General features: G+C 71.3%; 20 protein-coding genes. 5 read left to right on the forward strand and 15 right to left on the reverse strand.

From position 1 onward, the window contains the following. Positions 1–14: 14 nt before the first annotated feature. The 5 genes from ACK99Q_RS11355 to ACK99Q_RS11375 form a co-directional block, all read right to left on the reverse strand. Positions 15–1,163, reverse strand: coding sequence for a cystathionine gamma-synthase (locus ACK99Q_RS11355; protein WP_179424185.1), 1,149 nt, complete (start codon positions 1,161–1,163; stop codon positions 15–17). Continuing rightward, positions 1,160–2,533 carry a cystathionine beta-synthase gene (locus ACK99Q_RS11360; protein ID WP_410186247.1) on the reverse strand — a complete coding sequence of 458 codons (1,374 nt, stop codon included), beginning with the start codon at positions 2,531–2,533 and terminating at the stop codon, positions 1,160–1,162. Before ACK99Q_RS11360 ends, ACK99Q_RS11355 begins: the two co-directional genes overlap by 4 nt. 36 nt (positions 2,534–2,569) lie before the next feature. Next, positions 2,570–2,998, reverse strand: a complete 429-nt coding sequence (locus ACK99Q_RS11365; protein ID WP_410186248.1) for a TM2 domain-containing protein — start codon at positions 2,996–2,998, stop codon at positions 2,570–2,572. Positions 2,999–3,019: 21 nt separating this feature from the next. Continuing rightward, a complete protein-coding gene (gene secD, locus ACK99Q_RS11370) occupies positions 3,020–5,320 on the reverse strand; it encodes a protein translocase subunit SecD (protein ID WP_410186249.1) in 2,301 nt (766 codons plus the stop codon). A gap of 72 nt (positions 5,321–5,392) precedes the next feature. Continuing rightward, positions 5,393–5,740 (reverse strand): hypothetical protein, encoded by a 348-nt coding sequence (locus ACK99Q_RS11375; protein ID WP_410186250.1) that lies wholly within the window; start codon positions 5,738–5,740, stop codon positions 5,393–5,395. Positions 5,741–5,771: 31 nt separating this feature from the next. Between ACK99Q_RS11375 and ACK99Q_RS11380 the strand changes: the two genes are divergently transcribed. Then, positions 5,772–6,740 carry an aldo/keto reductase gene (locus tag ACK99Q_RS11380; protein ID WP_410186251.1) on the forward strand — a complete coding sequence of 323 codons (969 nt, stop codon included), beginning with the start codon at positions 5,772–5,774 and terminating at the stop codon, positions 6,738–6,740. A 131-nt stretch (positions 6,741–6,871) separates the two neighbouring features. Here ACK99Q_RS11380 and ACK99Q_RS11385 read toward each other — a convergent pair whose 3' ends face one another. Genes ACK99Q_RS11385 through ACK99Q_RS11395 form a run of 3 tightly spaced genes read right to left on the reverse strand, consistent with a single transcriptional unit; the run spans position 6,872 to position 9,333 of the window. Further along, positions 6,872–7,462: a hypothetical protein gene (locus ACK99Q_RS11385; RefSeq protein WP_410186252.1), complete on the reverse strand. Its 591-nt coding sequence runs from the start codon at positions 7,460–7,462 to the stop codon at positions 6,872–6,874. A gap of 57 nt (positions 7,463–7,519) precedes the next feature. Continuing rightward, positions 7,520–8,758 (reverse strand): HRDC domain-containing protein, encoded by a 1,239-nt coding sequence (locus tag ACK99Q_RS11390; RefSeq protein ID WP_410186253.1) that lies wholly within the window; start codon positions 8,756–8,758, stop codon positions 7,520–7,522. After that, positions 8,755–9,333: a DUF3000 domain-containing protein gene (locus ACK99Q_RS11395; protein WP_410186254.1), complete on the reverse strand. Its 579-nt coding sequence runs from the start codon at positions 9,331–9,333 to the stop codon at positions 8,755–8,757. Before ACK99Q_RS11395 ends, ACK99Q_RS11390 begins: the two co-directional genes overlap by 4 nt. Before the next feature lie 67 nt (positions 9,334–9,400). Here ACK99Q_RS11395 and hemE point away from each other — a divergent pair, with 67 nt between their 5' ends. The 3 genes from hemE to hemQ are packed head-to-tail and all read left to right on the forward strand — an operon-like array spanning position 9,401 to position 12,501. Beyond that, a complete protein-coding gene (gene hemE, locus ACK99Q_RS11400) occupies positions 9,401–10,462 on the forward strand; it encodes a uroporphyrinogen decarboxylase (RefSeq protein ID WP_410186255.1) in 1,062 nt (353 codons plus the stop codon). 1 nt (position 10,463) lies between these two features. Further along, the gene (gene hemG, locus ACK99Q_RS11405) at positions 10,464–11,798 is read left to right on the forward strand and encodes a protoporphyrinogen oxidase (protein ID WP_410186256.1); all 1,335 of its coding nucleotides are present in this window, start codon (positions 10,464–10,466) and stop codon (positions 11,796–11,798) included. 10 nt (positions 11,799–11,808) lie between these two features. After that, positions 11,809–12,501 (forward strand): hydrogen peroxide-dependent heme synthase, encoded by a 693-nt coding sequence (gene hemQ, locus ACK99Q_RS11410; RefSeq protein WP_410186257.1) that lies wholly within the window; start codon positions 11,809–11,811, stop codon positions 12,499–12,501. Between the two features lie 91 nt (positions 12,502–12,592). Here hemQ and ACK99Q_RS11415 read toward each other — a convergent pair whose 3' ends face one another. From ACK99Q_RS11415 to ACK99Q_RS11445, 7 genes are all read right to left on the reverse strand, one after another. Then, on the reverse strand, positions 12,593–13,228 hold the full coding sequence (locus tag ACK99Q_RS11415; RefSeq protein WP_410186258.1) for a hypothetical protein: 636 nt from the start codon (positions 13,226–13,228) through the stop codon (positions 12,593–12,595). Positions 13,229–13,323: 95 nt separating this feature from the next. Beyond that, positions 13,324–13,872 carry a DUF6318 family protein gene (locus ACK99Q_RS11420; protein ID WP_410186259.1) on the reverse strand — a complete coding sequence of 183 codons (549 nt, stop codon included), beginning with the start codon at positions 13,870–13,872 and terminating at the stop codon, positions 13,324–13,326. A 96-nt stretch (positions 13,873–13,968) separates the two neighbouring features. Continuing rightward, positions 13,969–14,688: a hypothetical protein gene (locus tag ACK99Q_RS11425; RefSeq protein WP_410186260.1), complete on the reverse strand. Its 720-nt coding sequence runs from the start codon at positions 14,686–14,688 to the stop codon at positions 13,969–13,971. Continuing rightward, entirely contained in the window at positions 14,649–15,203 is a 555-nt protein-coding gene (locus ACK99Q_RS11430; RefSeq protein WP_410186261.1) for a DUF6318 family protein, read from the reverse strand. The genes ACK99Q_RS11425 and ACK99Q_RS11430 overlap by 40 nt, the downstream gene beginning before the upstream one ends. 213 nt (positions 15,204–15,416) lie before the next feature. After that, entirely contained in the window at positions 15,417–15,836 is a 420-nt protein-coding gene (msrB, locus tag ACK99Q_RS11435) for a peptide-methionine (R)-S-oxide reductase MsrB (RefSeq protein WP_179424198.1), read from the reverse strand. Next, positions 15,833–16,330 (reverse strand): universal stress protein, encoded by a 498-nt coding sequence (locus tag ACK99Q_RS11440; protein WP_410186262.1) that lies wholly within the window; start codon positions 16,328–16,330, stop codon positions 15,833–15,835. Before ACK99Q_RS11440 ends, msrB begins: the two co-directional genes overlap by 4 nt. A 9-nt stretch (positions 16,331–16,339) precedes the next feature. Then, positions 16,340–17,038, reverse strand: a complete 699-nt coding sequence (locus tag ACK99Q_RS11445) for a pyrimidine reductase family protein (RefSeq protein ID WP_410186263.1) — start codon at positions 17,036–17,038, stop codon at positions 16,340–16,342. Between the two features lie 37 nt (positions 17,039–17,075). On the opposite strand from ACK99Q_RS11445, the gene ACK99Q_RS11450 reads away from it, so the two are divergent. Continuing rightward, positions 17,076–17,912 carry a PPK2 family polyphosphate kinase gene (locus ACK99Q_RS11450; protein WP_410186264.1) on the forward strand — a complete coding sequence of 279 codons (837 nt, stop codon included), beginning with the start codon at positions 17,076–17,078 and terminating at the stop codon, positions 17,910–17,912. The last annotated feature ends 15 nt before the right edge of the window (positions 17,913–17,927 follow it).

Below are 17,927 nucleotides of genomic sequence, written 5' to 3' on the forward strand. Positions count from 1 at the left end.
TAGTGACTCGAGTCTCAGGCGAGCGCCTGCTCGAGGTCCTCCAGGAGGTCCTCGACGTCCTCGATGCCGACCGACAGCCGGACCAGGTCCTCGGGCACCTCGAGCTGCGACCCGGCCGTGGAGGCGTGGGTCATCGCGCCGGGGTGCTCGATGAGCGACTCGACGCCGCCGAGGCTCTCGGCGAGCGTGAACACCTTCGTCCGCGAGCACAGGTCGAGCGCCGCCTCGCGACCGCCGGCCAGGCGCAGCGAGATCATGCCGCCGAAGCGACGCATCTGGCGCGCGGCCACCTCGTGACCGGGGTGGTCGGGCAAACCGGGGTAGCTGACGTGACTGACGGCGTCGTGGTCGACGAGCATCCGCGCGATCGCCTCGGCGTTGTCGCAGTGGCGGTCCATCCGCACGGCGAGGGTCTTGATCCCCCGCATCGTGAGGTAGGCGTCGAACGGCCCGGGCACGCCGCCCGCGCCGTTCTGGAGGAAGGCGAACGCCTCGTCGAGCTCCGCGTCCGACGTCACGAGGGCGCCGCCCACGACGTCGCTGTGGCCGCCCAGGTACTTCGTGGACGAGTGCAGCACGATGTCGGCGCCGAGGGCCAGCGGCTGCTGGAGGTACGGCGAGGCGAAGGTGCTGTCGACGAGGAGCCTCGCGCCGGCGTCGCGCGCGATCGCCGAGACGGCCTCGATGTCGGCCACGTTGAGCAGCGGGTTCGTGGGCGTCTCGAGCCAGACCAGCTTCGTGCGGTCGGTGATCGCGGCGGCGATGGCCTCGGGATCGTTGACCGGAGCCGGCGTGTGCTCGATGCCCCAGTGCGAGAACACCTTGTCGATGAGCCGGAACGTGCCGCCGTAGGCGTCGTCGGGGATCACGAGGTGGTCGCCGGGACGCAGGATCGCGCGCAGCGCCGTGTCGGTGGCCGCCATGCCGGACGAGAACGCCCGGCCGTACGTGCCGCCCTCGAGTGCGGCCAGGTTGGCCTCGAGCGCCCGGCGGGTGGGGTTGCCGGTGCGGGCGTACTCGAAGCCCTCGCGCATCCCGCCGACGCCGTCCTGCGCGAACGTGGAGCTGGCGTAGATCGGGATGTTGACCGCCCCGGTGCGCGGGTCGGGGTCCTGGCCGGCGTGGATCGCGCGGGTGGAGAAGCCTCCGCCGTTCTCGCTCATACGTGCACTCCCAGCAGGTCGTGGCGGGTGAGGACGCCGAGCGGCTTGCCCTCGTCGACGACCATCAGCGCGTCGTTGCCCTTGAACGCGTCGAGGGCGGCCGCGAGGTCCTCGCCCGAGCCGATGATCGGCAGCGGCGGCTCCATGTGCTGCGCGACCGCGTCGGTCAGCTGCGCGCGGCCCTCGAAGACGGCGCTGACGAGCTCGCGCTCGCTCACGCTGCCGGCCACCTCGCCGATCACGACCGGCGGCTCGGGACCGACGACCGGCATCTGCGAGACGTTGTACTCGCGCAGGATCTCGATCGCGTCGCGGACCGTCTCGGACGGATGCGTGTGCACCAGCGCCGGCATGGCGCCGCTCTTGCGGCGCAGGATGTCGCTCACGTGCAGGTCGGCGGGGTGACCGTCGAGCGGCGTCCGCAGGAAGCCGTAGGACGCCATCCAGTCGTCGTTGAAGATCTTCGACAGGTAGCCACGGCCGCCGTCGGGCAGCAGCACGACGACGAGGTCGTCGGGACCGAGGCGCTCGGCCACGCGCACGGCGGCGACGACCGCCATGCCGCACGAGCCGCCGACCAGCAGGCCCTCCTCGCGGGCGAGGCGGCGCGTCATGTCGAACGAGTCGGCGTCGGAGACGGCGATGATCTCGTCGGGGATCGCGGGGTCGTACGCCGACGGCCAGAAGTCCTCGCCGACGCCCTCGACGAGGTACGGGCGACCCGAGCCACCGGAGTAGACCGAGCCCTCCGGGTCGGCGCCGATGACCTTGAGGTCGGGGTTCTGCTGCTTGAGGTAGCGACCGGCGCCCGTGATGGTGCCGCCGGTGCCGACGCCCGCGACGAAGTGCGTGACGCGCCCCTCGGTGTCCCGCCAGATCTCCGGGCCCGTGGTCTCGAAGTGGCTGGCCGGGCCGGCCGGGTTCGAGTACTGGTCGGGCTTCCAGGCGTTCGGCGTCTCGCGCACGAGGCGGTCGGAGACGTTGTAGTAGGAGTCCGGATGGTCCGGCGGGACGGCCGTGGGGCAGACGACGACCTGCGCGCCGTAGGCCTTGAGCGTGTTGCGCTTGTCCTCGCTGACCTTGTCGGGGCACACGAAGATGCACGAGTAGCCGCGCTGCTGCGCGACGAGCGCGAGGCCGACACCCGTGTTGCCCGAGGTGGGCTCGACGATGGTGCCGCCGGGCTTGAGCGCGCCGGACGCCTCGGCCTCGTCGACCATCTTGACCGCGATGCGGTCCTTGGCGCTGCCTCCGGGGTTGAGGTACTCGAGCTTGGCCACGACGGTGGCCGCGCCCTCGGGTACGACGGAGTTCAGCCGGACTAGGGGAGTGTCGCCGATGAGGTCGACCACGTGGTTCGCGATGGCCATGACCCCATCATCGCACCGTGCGACACACGCGCCCGATCAGGACCTGAGCGGGCGCCCGTTCGCGTCGCGCGAGTCCGACACCAGGATCAGGATCCCGTCGATGAACGGCCAGAGCGCGCCGATGCCGCACGTGACGAGCGTGACCACCAGCTGGGCGACGCCCATGCTCGTGTGTCCGGTGTAGAAGCGCCCGATCCCCAGCGGGATGATCAGCTGGAGCAGCCCCGCGACGATCTTGGACTTGTCCGAGAACGGGATGCCGGTCTTCGGATCGATCCCGTACGGCGCCCCCGGGACGCCCCAGCCCGGACCCTGCCCCGGAGGGGGCGGGGGCGGGAAGGACGCACCCGGAGGCGGCGGAGGCGGGGGAGGCGGCGGCTGCGCCCCGCCGAACCGCACCGTCGGATCGTGGTCGCCCGCGTGCGGATCGGGATCGCGCTGCGGGTCGTTCGGCGGGGTCGTCATGACCCGAACGCTACCGCGCGGTCAGACGATCGCGCCCTCGTCGGGCATGCCGCGCCCGTCGACGATGTGGGCGTACGGATCGACCTTGTTCCGCGGGTCCTTGTCCGGGTTGTACGGCCAGCGCTCCTCCAGCAGCAGGCCGAGCGTGGCCGCCGTGAACACCGTGGAGAAGTGGCCGAACAGCAGGCCCAGCAGCACCGCGATCGAGAAGTCGCGCAGCGAGTCGCCGCCGAGGAACATGAGCGCCGCGAGGATGAACGTGGCGCCCATGGCGGTGTTGATCGTTCGTGGCAGCGTCGACAGGATCGCCTCGTTGACCATCTCGCGCAACGGGATGTCCCGGGTGCGCGTGCGTTCTCGGATGCGGTCGAGGACGACGATCGAGTCGTTGACCGCCAGGCCGATGATGGACAGGATCGCGGCCAGGAACACGCCGTCGATCGGCTTGCCCCACCAGGCGAACACGCCGACCACGGCGAGCACGACCGACGCCATCGAGACGATGGCCGCCGCGGCCCAGGTCCAGCGGAACCGCCAGGCGAGGTACGCCATCTGGGCGGCCACCGCGATGAGGAACGCCAGGATCGCCTTGTTGCGCAGCTCCTTGCCGAGCGTGGGGTCGATCGTGTCGGAGCGGACCTGGACGGTCTCGCCGCCGACCTCGGCGATCGAGGCACGGACCTGCTCGGCCTGGTCCTCGTCGATGTTGGGCAGGCGCACCGAGATGTTCTCGCCACCGTCGCCCGAGGACGACTGGACCACGGCCTCGGGGAAGCCGGCGTCCGCGACGGCCTCACGGGCCTGGTCGGGCGTGATCTCCTCGGCGGTCGTGTACTCGATCTGACGACCGCCGGCGAACTCGACGCCGAGGTCGAGGCCGCGCACCACGATGCCGCCGATGGCGACCGCGGCCACGGCCAGGGAGACCGCGACCCACATGCCGGCACGGCGCACGAGGTACGGGCCGTGGTCGTTGAGCCAGCGGCGCACGCTGGAGATGCCGGCGATGCCGCTGACCTGCGGGTGCTGGCGCACCCAGCCGCGCTTGACCAGCCACTCGGTCAGCCAGCGGGCCACGACCAGCGCGGAGAACATCGACGCGATGACGCCGATGGTCAGCGTGATGCCGAAGCCCTTGACCGGTCCGGCGGACAGGAAGAACAGCAGCAGCGCCGCGAGGACGGTGGTGACGTTGGAGTCGATGATCGCGGACCAGGCCTTGGAGAAGCCGGTGGTCAGGGCCGAGAGCAGACCGGCCTTCGGATTCTCGTGGTACTCCTCGCGCGCACGTTCGTAGACCAGGACGTTGGCGTCGATGGCCAGGCCGATCGCGAGCACGAAGCCGGCGAGGCCCGGCAGGGTCAGGGTGGCGCCCAGCAGGACCAGGGCGCCGTAGGAGATGAGGGCGTAGACGCACAGGGCGATCGTGGCCATCACGCCGGTGAGGCGGTAGATGAAGATGATGAAGAGGCCGGTGAGGGCCAGGCCGATGATGGAGGCCTGGATGGAGGCGTCGATGGCCGCGGCGCCGAGCGTCGGGCCGACGGTGCGCTGGTCGATGATCTCGACCGGCACGGGCAGCGCGCCGCCCTTGATCAGCGCGGCGAGGTCCTCGGCGCTGGCCTGCGTGAAGTCACCGGTGATGCTGGTGGAGCTGCCGCCGCCGGACTGGCACAGCTCGGGGACGATGCCGGGCGAGGAGATGACCTCGTTGTCCAGGATGATCGCGATGCGGTTGCCCGCGGCGGTGTTCTGGCAGGCCGAGGTGACCAGGTCGCGCCACGGCCCGCGGCCCGTGCCGTTGAACTCCACGTTGACGACCCAGTCGCCCAGGCCCTGCTGGGGGAGCGCCGCGTTGGCGTCGCTGATGCCGTTGCCGTCGAAGGCGACCGGGCCGAGCAGCAGGCTCTGGCCGGACTCGTCGGGCAGGACGACCTCGCCCTCGGCGGGCTTGGTGCTCTCGTCGGCGGGGGCCTTGACCTCGCGGAACTCGAGGCTGGCCGTCTGGCCGATGACCTCGGCGGCCTTCTTCGGGTCCTGGACGTTGGGCAGCTCGACGATGATGCGCTTGTCGCCCGAGCGCGCGAGCGTGGGCTCGGAGACGCCGAGGGCGTCGACGCGGCCGCGCAGGACCTCGAGGGCCCGGTCGGTGGACTCGGCGTCGGCCGTGACGCGATCGGTGGACTTCGTCTCGAGGGTGAGCTGCGTGCCGCCACGCAGGTCGAGGCCCAGGTTGGGCTTCATGGTGAACGCGACGGCGATCGACCCGACGATGACGGCGAGACAGATCAGCCCGCGCCAGAAATTGGTCTTGGAGCGCATGGGTGACTTTCGATGGGGGCCGCGGAGCGCGGCGAGGAAGAACAGGGGTGGCGGGACGGACCGGTGAGCCGGTCAGGCCAGCGGCGGGGCGCGACCCGCGGGGGCCGGGACCGCCCGGCCCACCTGCGCGACGACGAGTGCCACGGCCAGGGCCACGAGGCCGGCCGCCGTGAGGGTCAGTGCGGCGTCGATCGTGCCCGCGGGCAGGTCGACGGAGATCACGTGATCGTCGGAGGTCGCCTTCGCGACCGTGACCCGGGGCTGCGCGGGACCGTCCTGGCCGGCCGACATCGTCGTGCCGCTGGCCCGACGGTCCGAGCCGGAGAAGCCGGCGACGGCACCCAGTCCCAGCATGCCGGCGAGCAGCACGGCGGCCAGGGCCGCGACGAGGCGTCGCGCGGCGTGGGTGGTCCGGATCACCCGGCGAGTGTAACCGTCCTACGGTGGGGGCGTGAGCACACGACACGTCCTGGGCACGAGCGGCATCGAGGTCGGACCGGTGGGGATCGGCTGCAACGCGTTCGGAGCGCGCATCGACGGCGACCAGGTGGTCGCCGTCGTCGACGCGGCCTTCGAGCACGGGGTGCGGTTCTTCGACACCGCCGACACCTACTCGCTGGGCGAGAGCGAGACCCTCCTGGGCGCCGCGCTGCGCGGCCGGCGCGACGAGGTGGTGATCGCGACGAAGTTCGGCATGGACATGCAGGGACGCAACGGCGACGACGGTGGACGCCGCGGCAGCGCGGCCTACGTGCGCCGGGCGGCCGAGGCCAGCCTGCGGCGGCTCGGCACCGACGTCATCGACCTCTACCAGCTGCACACGCCCGATCCGGGCACCCCGGTCGAGGAGACCCTCGGCGCGATGACCGAGCTCGTCGACGAGGGCAAGGTCCGCGCGATCGGCTGCTCGAACTTCACGGCGTGGCAGCTCGTCGACGCCGACTGGGTGTCGCGCACGGCCGACCTCGCGCACTTCGTGACGGCGCAGAACGAGTACTCGCTCTACAACCCGGCGGCCGAGGTCGAGCTGGTGCCGGCGTGCCTCGAGCTGGAGGTGGGGATCCTGCCGTACTTCCCGCTCGCCTACGGGCTGCTGACGGGCAAGTACTCGCGCGACGCCGAGCCCGAGGCGGGCACCCGCCTCGCGGCCCAGCGGGCGCGCTGGGAGGGCGCGGACTGGGAGCGGATCGATGCCCTCCAGGCGTTCGCCGACGCGCGGGGGATCAGCCTGCTCGAGCTCGCGATGGGCGGTCTCGCGTCGCGTCCCGCGGTGGCCTCGGTGATCGCCGGCGTCTCGCGTCCGGAGCAGGTGGCCGCGAACGCGCGGGCCGCGGAGTGGACCCCGACGCCGCAGGACTCCGAGGCGCTCGACGCGCTGATGGCGCCCGCGCACTCGTACACGACGTTCGCGCCCCGCTGAGGGCACGGAGGAGGAGGGGCGCGCCGGGTCGGGAGCGCCTCACGGCGCGTGGCCGCTCGTAGCGGCTGATGTTGGGACCCGGGGCTACCTCGACCCGGCGCGGGAACCAGCCTAGACGACCGGACCCAAACTCAGTGGAGCTCTCCGTGTCGCTCGGCCTCGGCCGCGGCACGCAGGTGGCGGGCCGTGTCGACGAGACGCGCGGCGCTCGCGGGATCGCTGTCGTCGATCTGTCCGCGACCGACCCCGACGATGTGCGCGAAGGCCGCGGCGCGGTCGAGCGCGACGTCGAAGTCGGCGGTGACGATGCCCCGCACAACGGTGTCCGCGAGCTCGATGACCTCGTTCGGTCCGGGCGGGTCCACGACGCCGGCCAGGACCTCCTGCACGGGCGCGTAGGCCCGTCCGGCCGCGAACTCGCGCGACGCCTGCATGGGGTTGTTCCGCACCCATGTGCGCAGGACGTAGAGCCGCCACAGGGCGCCGGCCACGGTCTCGGGCGGCGCCTTGGACCACAGCTCGGCGATGACGCCCATGCCCTCGGTGTCGGCCAGGTGCAGCACGCGGTCGATCAGGTCGCGATCACTCGGATCGTGTGCACCGCGCACCAACAGGTTCGCGATGCGGTGGCCTGCCGCCGTGCGCTCGGCCGGGTCGTCCCGGTCGGGCACCGCGTCGAACAGGGCGGCACCGGGCAGCGACGGCTTGTGGAAGTCGGCCATGCGTTCGAGCGTAGACCCGCGGCGGTGAGGTGACGCGCAGGTTGGCGAGGATCCCGCTCAGGGGTCGACGAGGGCTGCGGCGATGGGCGCCGCGACCAGCTCGATCTGCCAGTTCCGGCTGCCGCGCTCGCGCAGCTCGGCCGCGATCGACTCGGGATCGAGGTCGGCCGGCGGCTGCCAGGCCAGCCCGCGGACGAGCGCGGGGCCGACGAGGTTCTCGGCCGGCAGGTTGTGCTCCTCGGCGATGCCGGCGACCACGGCGCGCACCCGCACGAGGCGGGCCGCGGCGACCGGGTCCTTGTCGGCCCAGGCGCGCGGCGGCGGCGGACCCTCGGAGCGCTGGCCCGAGGTGGGCAGCTCGTCCTCGGGCAGGCCGAGCGCCGACTCGATCGCGGTGAACCAGTGGTCCAGGAACCGACGGGGTCCGCGGCGACGCATCGTGGGGTCGTCCTTGAGCGCCGAGAGGCTGGACGGCGCCTGCGTGGCGAGGGCGACGATCGACGCGTCGGGCAGGATTCGTCCGGGCGTGACGTCACGGTCGGCGGCGATGGCGTCGCGCGCGTGCCAGAGGGCGCGCACGATGGCCAGCGACCGGCGGCTGCGGATCTTGTGGATGCTCGAGGTGCGGCGCCACGGGTCCTTGCGCTCCGGCGGTCCGGTGAACGACAGCAGCGCGTCGAACTCCTCGCGCGCCCAGCCGTCCTTGCCGGCGGCGACGAGGTCGGCCAGCACGAGCTCGCGGAGCTCGAGCAGCACCTCCACGTCGAGGGCCGCGTACTCCAGCCACGGCTCGGGCAGCGGCCGCGTGGACCAGTCGGCCGCGGAGAACTCCTTGGCCAGGCTCATCCCGAGGTAGTGCTCGACGAGGGCCGCCAAGCCCACGCGCGGCAGGTTCAGCAGGCGCCCGGCCAGCTCGGTGTCGAACAGCGACGCGGGGCGCAGGCCGACCTCGGCCAGGCACGGCAGGTCCTGGGTGGCGGCGTGCAGGATCCACTCCGCGTCGCCGAAGGCCAGGCCGAGCTCGGTGAGATCGGGGAAGGCGATGGGGTCGATCAGCCACGAGCCGGAGCCCTCGCGACGCACCTGCACGAGGTACGCGCGCTGGGAGTAGCGGTAGCCGGACGCGCGCTCGGCGTCGAGCGCGATCGGGCCCTCGCCGAGGGAGATCTCGGCGCAGGCGCGCGCCAGGGCGTCCTCGGTGTCGACGACCGGGGTCAGCGGCTCGCGGAGGCCGAGGCGGGGGAGGACGGGCTCGGGCGCCTCGTCGGGGATGATCTCTTCGGGTTCGTTCGTCAACGGGCCGCGCGCCTACGCGTGAGGGGGACGACGCCGGGCGCCATCGGGGGCAGGCCGGCCAGCTTGCCCAGCAGCTCCATCCACGCCGAGGCGTGCGGCTCGAGGTCGCCGTGCGGCGTCCACGAAGCGCGGACCTCGATCTGCGCGTCGGTCTCGTCGTCGGCCATCGCACCGAAGCCCTCGGAGCGGACCACGGTGATGCTGCCGGCGGGGTTCGCGTGCTCGGCCCCGGCGCCGTCGAGCGCGTCGGTGAGCCAGCTCCAGCCGACCTGCGTGATGAGCGGGTCGGAGGCCATCTCCTGCTCGATGTCGGCCCGAGCGAACGTGACACAGCGGAACGTGCCGTCCCAGGCCTCGTTGCCGGCCGGGTCGTGCAGCAGGATGAAGCGCCCGGTGCCGAGGTCCGCGCCCGCGACGACGACGTCGGCGGTCATGGCGTGGGCGAAGGGAGCGATCCGCTGCGGGGCCGGCATCTCGCCGATCTCGAGCTCGGGGCGCGCGACGGCACGCTTGACCTCCTCGACAGCCCGCGTGAACGGTGCCGGGATGCCTTCAAGCTTGGTTCGGGCGCCCACACGGTGATCTTAGGCACGGATCGCGGGGGCCGGGGGCTCGACACGCAGGGCGTGACAGACTCGGGACGTGACCACCGATGCTCGCGCCACCTCCCTCGACGATGCCATCACGAGCCCGTTCCTGCGGGCCTGCCGGGGTCTGGAGCCCTCCCACACGCCGGTGTGGTTCATGCGTCAGGCCGGGCGGTCGCTGCCGGAGTATCTCGCGATCCGCGAGGGCGTGCCGATGCTCGAGTCGTGCTTCCGCACCGACATGGTCGTCGAGATCACGATGCAGCCCGTCCGCCGTCACGGCGTGGACGCGGCCATCTTCTTCTCCGACATCGTGGTGCCGCTGAAGGCGATCGGCGTCGACCTGGACATCGTGCCGGGCACCGGGCCGGTCGTGGCCGAGCCGATCCGCTCCGCCGACCAGGTGACCGCGCTGCGCGACCTCGAGCCTGACGACGTCACCTCGATCACCGACGCCGTCCGTGGCCTCGTGCAGGAGCTCGACGGCACGCCGCTCATCGGCTTCGCGGGCGCGCCGTTCACGCTCGCGTCCTACCTCGTCGAGGGCGGGCCCTCGCGCGACCACCGCCGCACCAAGGAGCTGATGTACGGCAACCCCGACCTGTGGCACGCGCTGCTGGAGCGGATCGCGGCGATCGCCGGCCAGTTCCTGCGGCTGCAGGTCGAGGCCGGCGCCTCGGCGATCCAGCTGTTCGACTCGTGGGCGGGCGCGCTGTCGCCCGCGGACTACGACACCTACGTGCGGCCGCACTCGGCCGCCGTGCTCGAGTCGGTGGCCGACCTCGACGTGCCGCGGATCCACTTCGGTGTCGGCACGGGCGAGCTGCTGTCGCGGATGGGCGAGGCCGGCGCCGACGTCGTGGGCGTCGACTGGCGCGTGCCGTTGGCCGACGCGATCGGCCGGGTCGGGCCGCGCGCCGTGCAGGGCAACCTCGACCCCACGCTGCTCTTCGCGCCCACCGACGTCGTGCACGCGCGGGCCGCCGAGGTCATCGAGGCCGGGCGCGCCGCGCAGGGCCACGTGTTCAACCTCGGTCACGGCGTGCTGCCGGCCACCGATCCCGACGCGCTGACGCGGCTGGTCGACTTCGTCCACTCCTACGAGCCGGAGGCCTGACGTGCGGGTCGCCGTCGTCGGCGGTGGCATCGCCGGACTCTCCGCCGCGTTCCACCTCGCGGCCGCGGGCGCCGAGCCGGTCGTGCTCGAGGGCTCGCCCGAGGTCGGCGGCAAGCTGCGCCAGGCGCGGCTGGGCGACCTGACCGTGGACGTCGGCGCCGAGGCGATGCTGGCGCGGCGCCCCGAGGCGCTCGACCTCGTCGCCGCGGCGGGGCTGTCCGGCGACGTCGTCGCGCCCGAGCCGATCCCCTCGATGGTGTGGAGCCACGGCGCGCTCCGGCCGCTGCCGCCCACGATCATGGGCGTGCCGACCGACCTGCCCGCGCTCGACGCATCCGGGATCCTCTCCGGTCCGGTGACATCGACCTCGGTGGCCGTGCCCGACGAGGACGTGTCGGTGGCCCAGTTCGTCGGCGACCGGCTGGGCCGCGACGTCGTCGACCGCCTCGTCGAGCCGTTGCTCGGCGGCGTCTATGCCGGTCACGCCGATCGGCTCTCGCTGCGTGCCGCGGCGCCCGTGATCTCCGAGCTCGGTCCCGACCTCCTCGCGGGCGCGGCCGAGCGGGCCGCTCTGCCGAAGGCCTCCGGTCCGGCGCTGGTCGGCGTCCGTGGGGGAGTCGGGCGCGTGCCCGGCGCGGTCGTCGACGCCGGCGGCTTCGAGGTGCGCACGGGCGCGACCGTGCGCTCGGTGCGCCGCGACGGCGACGGCTGGGAGCTCGTGGCCGGGCCGACCACCGCCGCCGTGCGGGAGCGCTTCGACGCCGTCGTCATGGCCGCGCCCGCGCCGGCGGCCGCGCGGCTGCTGGCCGAGGCCGCGCCCCGTGCGGCGTTCGCGCTGGCCGGGGTCGACTACGCCTCGATGGTGGTCGTGTCGCTGCTGCTCGAGGGTGCCGAGCTGCCCGCGGGCACCGGGTTCCTGGTCCCGCCGGTCGAGCCCATGGAGATCAAGGCGGCCACGTTCTCGTCGCGCAAGTGGGCCTGGCTGGCCGAGGAGGCCGGCGGCGCCACCGTCGTGCGCGCCTCGATCGGCCGCGCCGGCGACACCGCGGTGCTCCAGCGTGACGACGCCGCCCTCGTGGACCTCGCCGTCACCGACCTGCGGTCCGTGCTGCAGTCGTCCGGCTCGCTCGGCACCGTGTCCGCGTCGGCGGTCCAGCGGTGGGGTGGCGGCCTCCCGCAGTACGAGGTGGGCCATCGCGAGCTCGTCCGCACGGTGCTCGACGACGTCGCCGCCGTGCCGGGTCTCGAGGTGTGCGGCGCGGCGTACGAGGGTGTCGGGATCGCCGCGGTGGTGGCCACCGGGAGGGCCGCTGCCGAGCGAACCATGGCCGGGTGAGAATGGACGCATGAGTTCGCACGAGGTCGACCCCGAACAGATCAACTCCACCATCCGGTACGCGATGTACTCGGTGTTCCGGGTCGAGCGTCCACTGGGCGACGGCGACCGAGCCGCGATGGCGGCCGAGGTCGACGCGCTGTTCGACAAGCTCGACGACGTCGTCGTGCGCGGCACCTACGACCTGAGCGGCATGCGCGCCGAGGCCGACCTGATGATCTGGTGGCACGCGTCCACGGCCGACGCGCTTCAGGACGCCTACAACGCCTTCCGCCGCACCGAGCTGGGCTCGCACCTGGCGCCCGTGTGGTCCAACGCGGGCCTGCACCGGCCAGCCGAGTTCAACCGCTCGCACGTCCCCAACTTCCTCGCCGACGAGAACACGCTGAAGTACATCTGCGTGTACCCGTTCGTCCGCTCGTACGAGTGGTACCTGCTGCCCGACGACGAGCGCCGCCACCTGCTGCGTGAGCACGGCGAGGCCGCCCGCGACTACGCGGACGTCCGCGCCAACACGATCGCCTCGTTCGCGCTGGGCGACTACGAGTGGCTGCTGGCCTTCGAGGCCGACGAGCTGCACCGCATCGTCGACCTCATGCGCGAGCTGCGCGCCACCGGCGCCCGCAACCACGTGCGCGAGGAGCTGCCCTTCTACACCGGCCGCGCCCTCTCGCTCCCCGAGCTCACCCAGCTCTGGCCCTGACCGCCGCCGCGGTCACGCGGTCCCCGCGCGCGAGATGTGTCGCGGTATCCACCCTTTTTCGGGCCTGAGGGCCTGAAAGGCGTGGATGCCGCTACACATCTTCTCGCGAGCGGGTGAGTACTGGTCTGGCCTCGCGGATGCGGAGAGTCGTGGCGGGTCCGGTGGCGGTGATGGTGGTGTCGAGCTGCTGCCAGTCGCCGTCGTCGATGCGGTAGGTGACGCGGTAGGTGACGTCGACGCGGGCGCTGGCGCGTCCGGGCTCGCGGTAGCGGTGGACGATGTCGAGCGCGGGGTAGGGCCGTCCGGGGCTGGTGGTGGTCTGGGTGGTGCCGTCGCCGTGGTGCCAGGTGTAGCTCGCGGGCGTGGCGCGGAGGTCGACGGTGGAGTCGAGGATGTCCACAGTCTGTTCGAACGGCGTGGTCGTGGTGTGGAAGATCGTCTCGAGGTTCACGAGGGTCGACCCGGCGGGCTGGACTGAGACCTGAAGCTGGGGGAGTCCGACGCGCTCGATCGCCTCGACGATGTCCCCAGGCCCGACCTCGCGCTCCGGAGCCTCGGTCGGGTCGACCGGCTCGGGGCGGGTGATGCAGTCATCGTTCGGGAACGGCGCCTCAGGACGGCAGTAGAACGGATCGGGGACGTGCTCGGTCGGCGGAGGCTGCCGGTAGTCGACGTTCCAGTCCGGCGCCTGCTCGCGGGGCGACGTCTCCTTCTCGTCCCAGATCACGACGCCTTCCTCGTGAAACGGATCTTCGCCAACCTCCGGGTCACCAGCGAGGACCGTGCTGAGCAACATCGCTGATGCCGCGATGAAGTTCCCGATCACTCCGCGTCGCCTCGATAGATCGCGGTCACGCGACGTCCGTCCGCAGAGCCCGTGACTCCGAAGGTGAGTCGCATCTCCGATGCGGCAATGCTCTCTGGCTCGGACGAACGGTCTTCGCGGTGTGTTCCCTCTGCGATCTTCATGTCGATCGTCACGAGACTCTCGCCGTCTCGCACGTAGCCTCCCTTCGCGCCTTCGAAGGTGCGAGCTCCGCCCGTGATCGCCCCGCCCGCCTTCGCTAGATCCTGGATCGCTGTGATGTAGGACTGACAGGCGTCGCAAGCTGGATCGGAGAGCTTGGTCAGCTCTCCCGTCTCGCCGGTCCGGTGGGCGTAGGACAAGACCTTGAGGTAATACGAGACGAAGTCGGTCACACCCTGCGCTGAGTCATCACCAGCTCTCGGCGGAAGTGCCGGTGGAGCTTCGGTGACAGAGGCCGGAGTGGTCGCCGTGGTGGTGGGTTCGGGTGGCGGCGGGTCGTCCCCGCCGCAGGCGCTCAGCGTGAGCGCGAGTGTCGCCAAGACGGCAGACGTGACCAGCCGCATCGTTCCCCCTGACTCGATGGTGTGAACCCGAGTTGCAGGAACCCTAGCGAGCGAGAGAGCCCGGCGGGAGCCTCCGTCTCAGCCCTGTGGACGAGATCAGCGCGTCAGCACCGGGCGGGCCTCGCGGATGCGGAGAGTCGTGGCCGGTCCGGTGGCGGTGATGGTGGTGTCGAGCTGCTGCCAGGCGCCGTCGTCGATGCGGTAGGCGACGCGGTAGGTGACGTCGACTCGGGCGCTGGCTCGTCCGGGCTCGCGGTAGCGGTGGACGATGTCGAGCGCGGGGTAGGGCCGTCCGGGGCTGGTGGTGGTCTGGGTGGTGCCGTCGCCGTGGTGCCAGGTGTAGCTCGCTGGCGTGGCGCGGAGGGCGACGGTGGAGTCGAGGATGTCGACTGATCGTTCGAACGGTGCGGCGGTGGTGTGGAAGATCGTCTCGAGGTTGACCAGCGTCGAGCCGGCGGGCTGGACCGCGACATGGAGTCGAGGCAGCCCGACGCGCCTTGTCTCCGCGAGTACCAGCGTCGGGGTGATTTCTTCCGTGGTCGGCTCCTCCACAAGCACACAGTTGTCCCCGGGGCGATCAGGCCAGCAGATGTACAAGTCGTAGTCGATCAGTTCGTTCTCGTTTGGGTCTGGTTCTGTACCGACTTGATCTGGGGCTGGATCGATTGGCGCCCTGTCCGTTTCGTCTCCGATGCCGATGACGGGATCGACGGGGTCGGGGGTGATCACCGGGTCCTTTGCCGTAACGGTCCATAGAAGGCCGATAAGCGCGGCGATCAATTGCTGTGTCCGCTCGAAATTGCCAAGACGTGCCACCGGCCGTCATTCCTAAGGGAGAGTTCTATCGGCCGTGAAAAGCTCCCGTGAGTGTTCAGCGGCTCGCCGGCAGCCATCTGAATCTTTCCCGCAGTCACGCGAAGTTTCGTGCGCACTTTCGCCTTGATCGGCGGCGACGAGTGCATGTGAATCGTTGATTCGGAATTCGTCCATCGGCGGCCGATCACCGACCCGCCGCTGGAATGGATACGCTCGAAAAGGTCGATGTAGTACCAACATCCCTTGCAATCGGGCTCCGAGAGCCGCTCGAGCTCGGTAACTCGACCTGTCAGTGCCGCGAAGTCGAGCAACTGAACGTAGTGACCCACGAACGCCGATGCACCTGTGGCCGTCTTCTCAGAAGCGAGCGCCGGTAAGTCAGGTGGTCTCGGAACGCTCGGAGTCTCACGAGTGGTCGCCGTGGTGCTTGGCTCGGGTGGCGGGGGGTCGTCCCCGCCGCAGGCGCTCAGCGTGAGCGCGAGTGTCGCCAAGACGGCAGACGTGACCAGCCGCATCGTTCCCCCTGACTCGATGGTGTGAACCCGAGTTGCAGGAACCCTAGCGAGCGGAGGAGCCGTGCGGGAGCCTCCGTCTCAGCCCTGTGGACGGCCGATCCGACGACCCTCAGAAAATGTGTAGCGGTACCCACCCGAATTCCGGCCGAAGGGCCGAAAAAGGGTGGATACCGCTACAGATCTCGCGCGCCGGAGGCGCGACGTGGCCGAAGGTCAGTCGGCCTGGAGGTCCAGCGCGATGCCGTTGATGCAGTACCGCAGGTCGGTCGGGGTGGCGAAGCCCTCGCCGGCGAAGACGTGGCCGAGGTGGGAGCCGCAGTTGGCGCAGCGGACCTCGGTGCGCTTCATGCCGAGCGTGGAGTCCTCGATGTACTCGACGCGGTCCTCGGCCAGGGGGGAGTAGAACGACGGCCAGCCGCACTGGGCGTCGAACTTGGTCTCGCTGCGGAACAGCTCGGCTCCGCAGCCGCGGCAGCGGTACACGCCGACCGTGGGGTCGTGCTCGTAGTCGCTGCTGAAGGGTCGCTCGGTGCCGGCCTGGCGCAGCACGTGGTACTCGGCGGCGCTGAGGTCCTCGCGCCACTGGTCGTCGCTGCGGTCGACCGCGTAGGTCTTGTCGGTGGGGTTGCTCACATCTCCGCCTGTTCGTCGAAGGTCAGGTGTTCCAACAGGTGCAACGTCGGGACGTCCAGTTTTCTTCTCGCGCGCGACGTCCAGTCGAGGTGAAGGAACTCACGCACGACGTGCGGCTCGGTGAGGATGATGACCTCGTCGCAGGACTGCTCCTTCACGAGGTCGACCAGCGCGTCGATCGGGTCGTACTCCACGAGCTTCGTGGTGACCTTCTGACCGCGCTCGACGAGCAGGGCGGCGGACGCGTCGAGCTCCTGCTGACCGTCCGCGCGCAGCTCGTCCTCGATGCGCGTGTAGGCGGCGGGCTCCTCGAGCGGGACGAACTGGGCCCCGCCGAACGCCGTCATGGACGCGCTCAGTGCCGCCGGGGACGAGTCCACGGGCAGCAGCATGTGATAGGTGACCTCGTCGTCGACGCCCTCGTGCAGGGCGAGGATCTGGTCGGCGTCGAGGTCGATGAGCTGGCGCTCCACCAGCAGGGCCACGTTGTACATGTCCCCAGCCTAGGCCGCGCGCCGATCACGGACCCAGCGTGTGAGCAGCACGCCGTCGTCGTCGATCGCGTGACCCAGTCGCATCGGCAGCTCCACGGGCCGCGCGCCCTCGGTCATCCGCTTCGCCGCGCCGCCCAGGAGGTGCGGCGAGATGGTCAGGCAGGCCTCGTCGACGAGGTCCAGGTCGACCAGGGTCCCGTGCAGGTCGGGTCCGCCCTCGCACAGGATCCGGTCGAGGCCACGCGCCGCGAACGCGTCGAGCACCGCGGGCCAGTCGACCTCGTTCTCGCCCGCGACGATCACCTCGACGGACTGTGACAGCTCCTGGCGCCGCTCCGCGTCGGAGGAGGCCGGCGCGATCACCATGAGCCCGGGCGTCAGCAGCGACTCGGGGATGTCGAGGTGGCGACTGACGACCGCCAGCTGCGGCACCCGCGGACGGCCCTCGCGGAGTGACTCGTGGATGGAGTCGGCGCCGATCGGGCGGTATCCCTCGGCCCGCGCGGTGCCCGCGCCCACGACCACGACGTCGGCGAGGCTGCGGAGCACCTTGAACAGCTGCGCGTCCTGGTCGCCACCGAGGGTGCCCGAGAGGCCCTGCGAGTTCTGCACCGCTCCGTCGACCGAGGCGACGAAGTTCGTGCGCAGCCACGGCTTGTGGGACTCGGGGTAGGCGTACAGGTCGGCGAGCTCATCCAGATCCGGCATGGCTCCACCGTAGGGCGACCTGAGGCATACTGCCGAGATGACGGACCTGCGCTCGACCCTCGCGACCACCGGACCGATCGACCTCGCCGCGCACCCCTCCGACGCGACCCCCGGATTCACGGGGACGAAGCGCGACGCGAAGCGCCTGCTGCCCGAGATCGGGGAGCGGCTGATGGACCTGCAGGAGCTGCTGTTCGCCAACGGCCGCGCGGGCACCACCGACCGCAAGGTGCTCCTGCTGCTGCAGGGCATGGACACCTCCGGCAAGGGCGGGACGCTGCGCCACGTGGCCGGCCTCGTCGACCCGCAGGGCCTCGCGATCACCGCCTTCAAGGCCCCCACCGAGGAGGAGCGCGAGCACGACTTCCTCTGGAGGATCGCCCGGCGGCTGCCCGAGCCCGGCATGATCGGCGTCTTCGACCGCTCGCAGTACGAGGACGTGCTGATCGGCCGCGTGCGCGAGCTGGTTCCGGCCGACGAGATCGAGCAGCGGTACGAGCAGATCAACGCGTTCGAGCGCGAGTTCACGGACGGCGGGGGAGTCCTGCTCAAGTGCTTCCTGCACATCAGCCCGGACGATCAGCGCGAGCGCCTCGCCGAGCGGCTCGAGGACCCCACGAAGTTCTGGAAGTACAACCCGGGCGACCTCGACGAGCGCAGCCTGTGGCCGCAGTACCAGCAGGCCTACGAGATCGTCCTCGAGCGGTGCTCCACCGCGTACGCCCCGTGGCACGTGGTTCCCGCGGGCCGCAAGTGGTACCGCAACTGGGCCATCGCCACGATGCTCGGCGAGACGCTGGCCGAGCTCGGCCTCGACTGGCCCGCCGCCGACTTCGACGTGGAGGAGCAGAAGAGGCGCCTGGCCACGATGTGACCAGGCGCCTCCCTC

This window comes from Aeromicrobium sp. MLTX1 (assembly GCF_046452335.1).
Taxonomy (GTDB): domain Bacteria; phylum Actinomycetota; class Actinomycetes; order Propionibacteriales; family Nocardioidaceae; genus Aeromicrobium.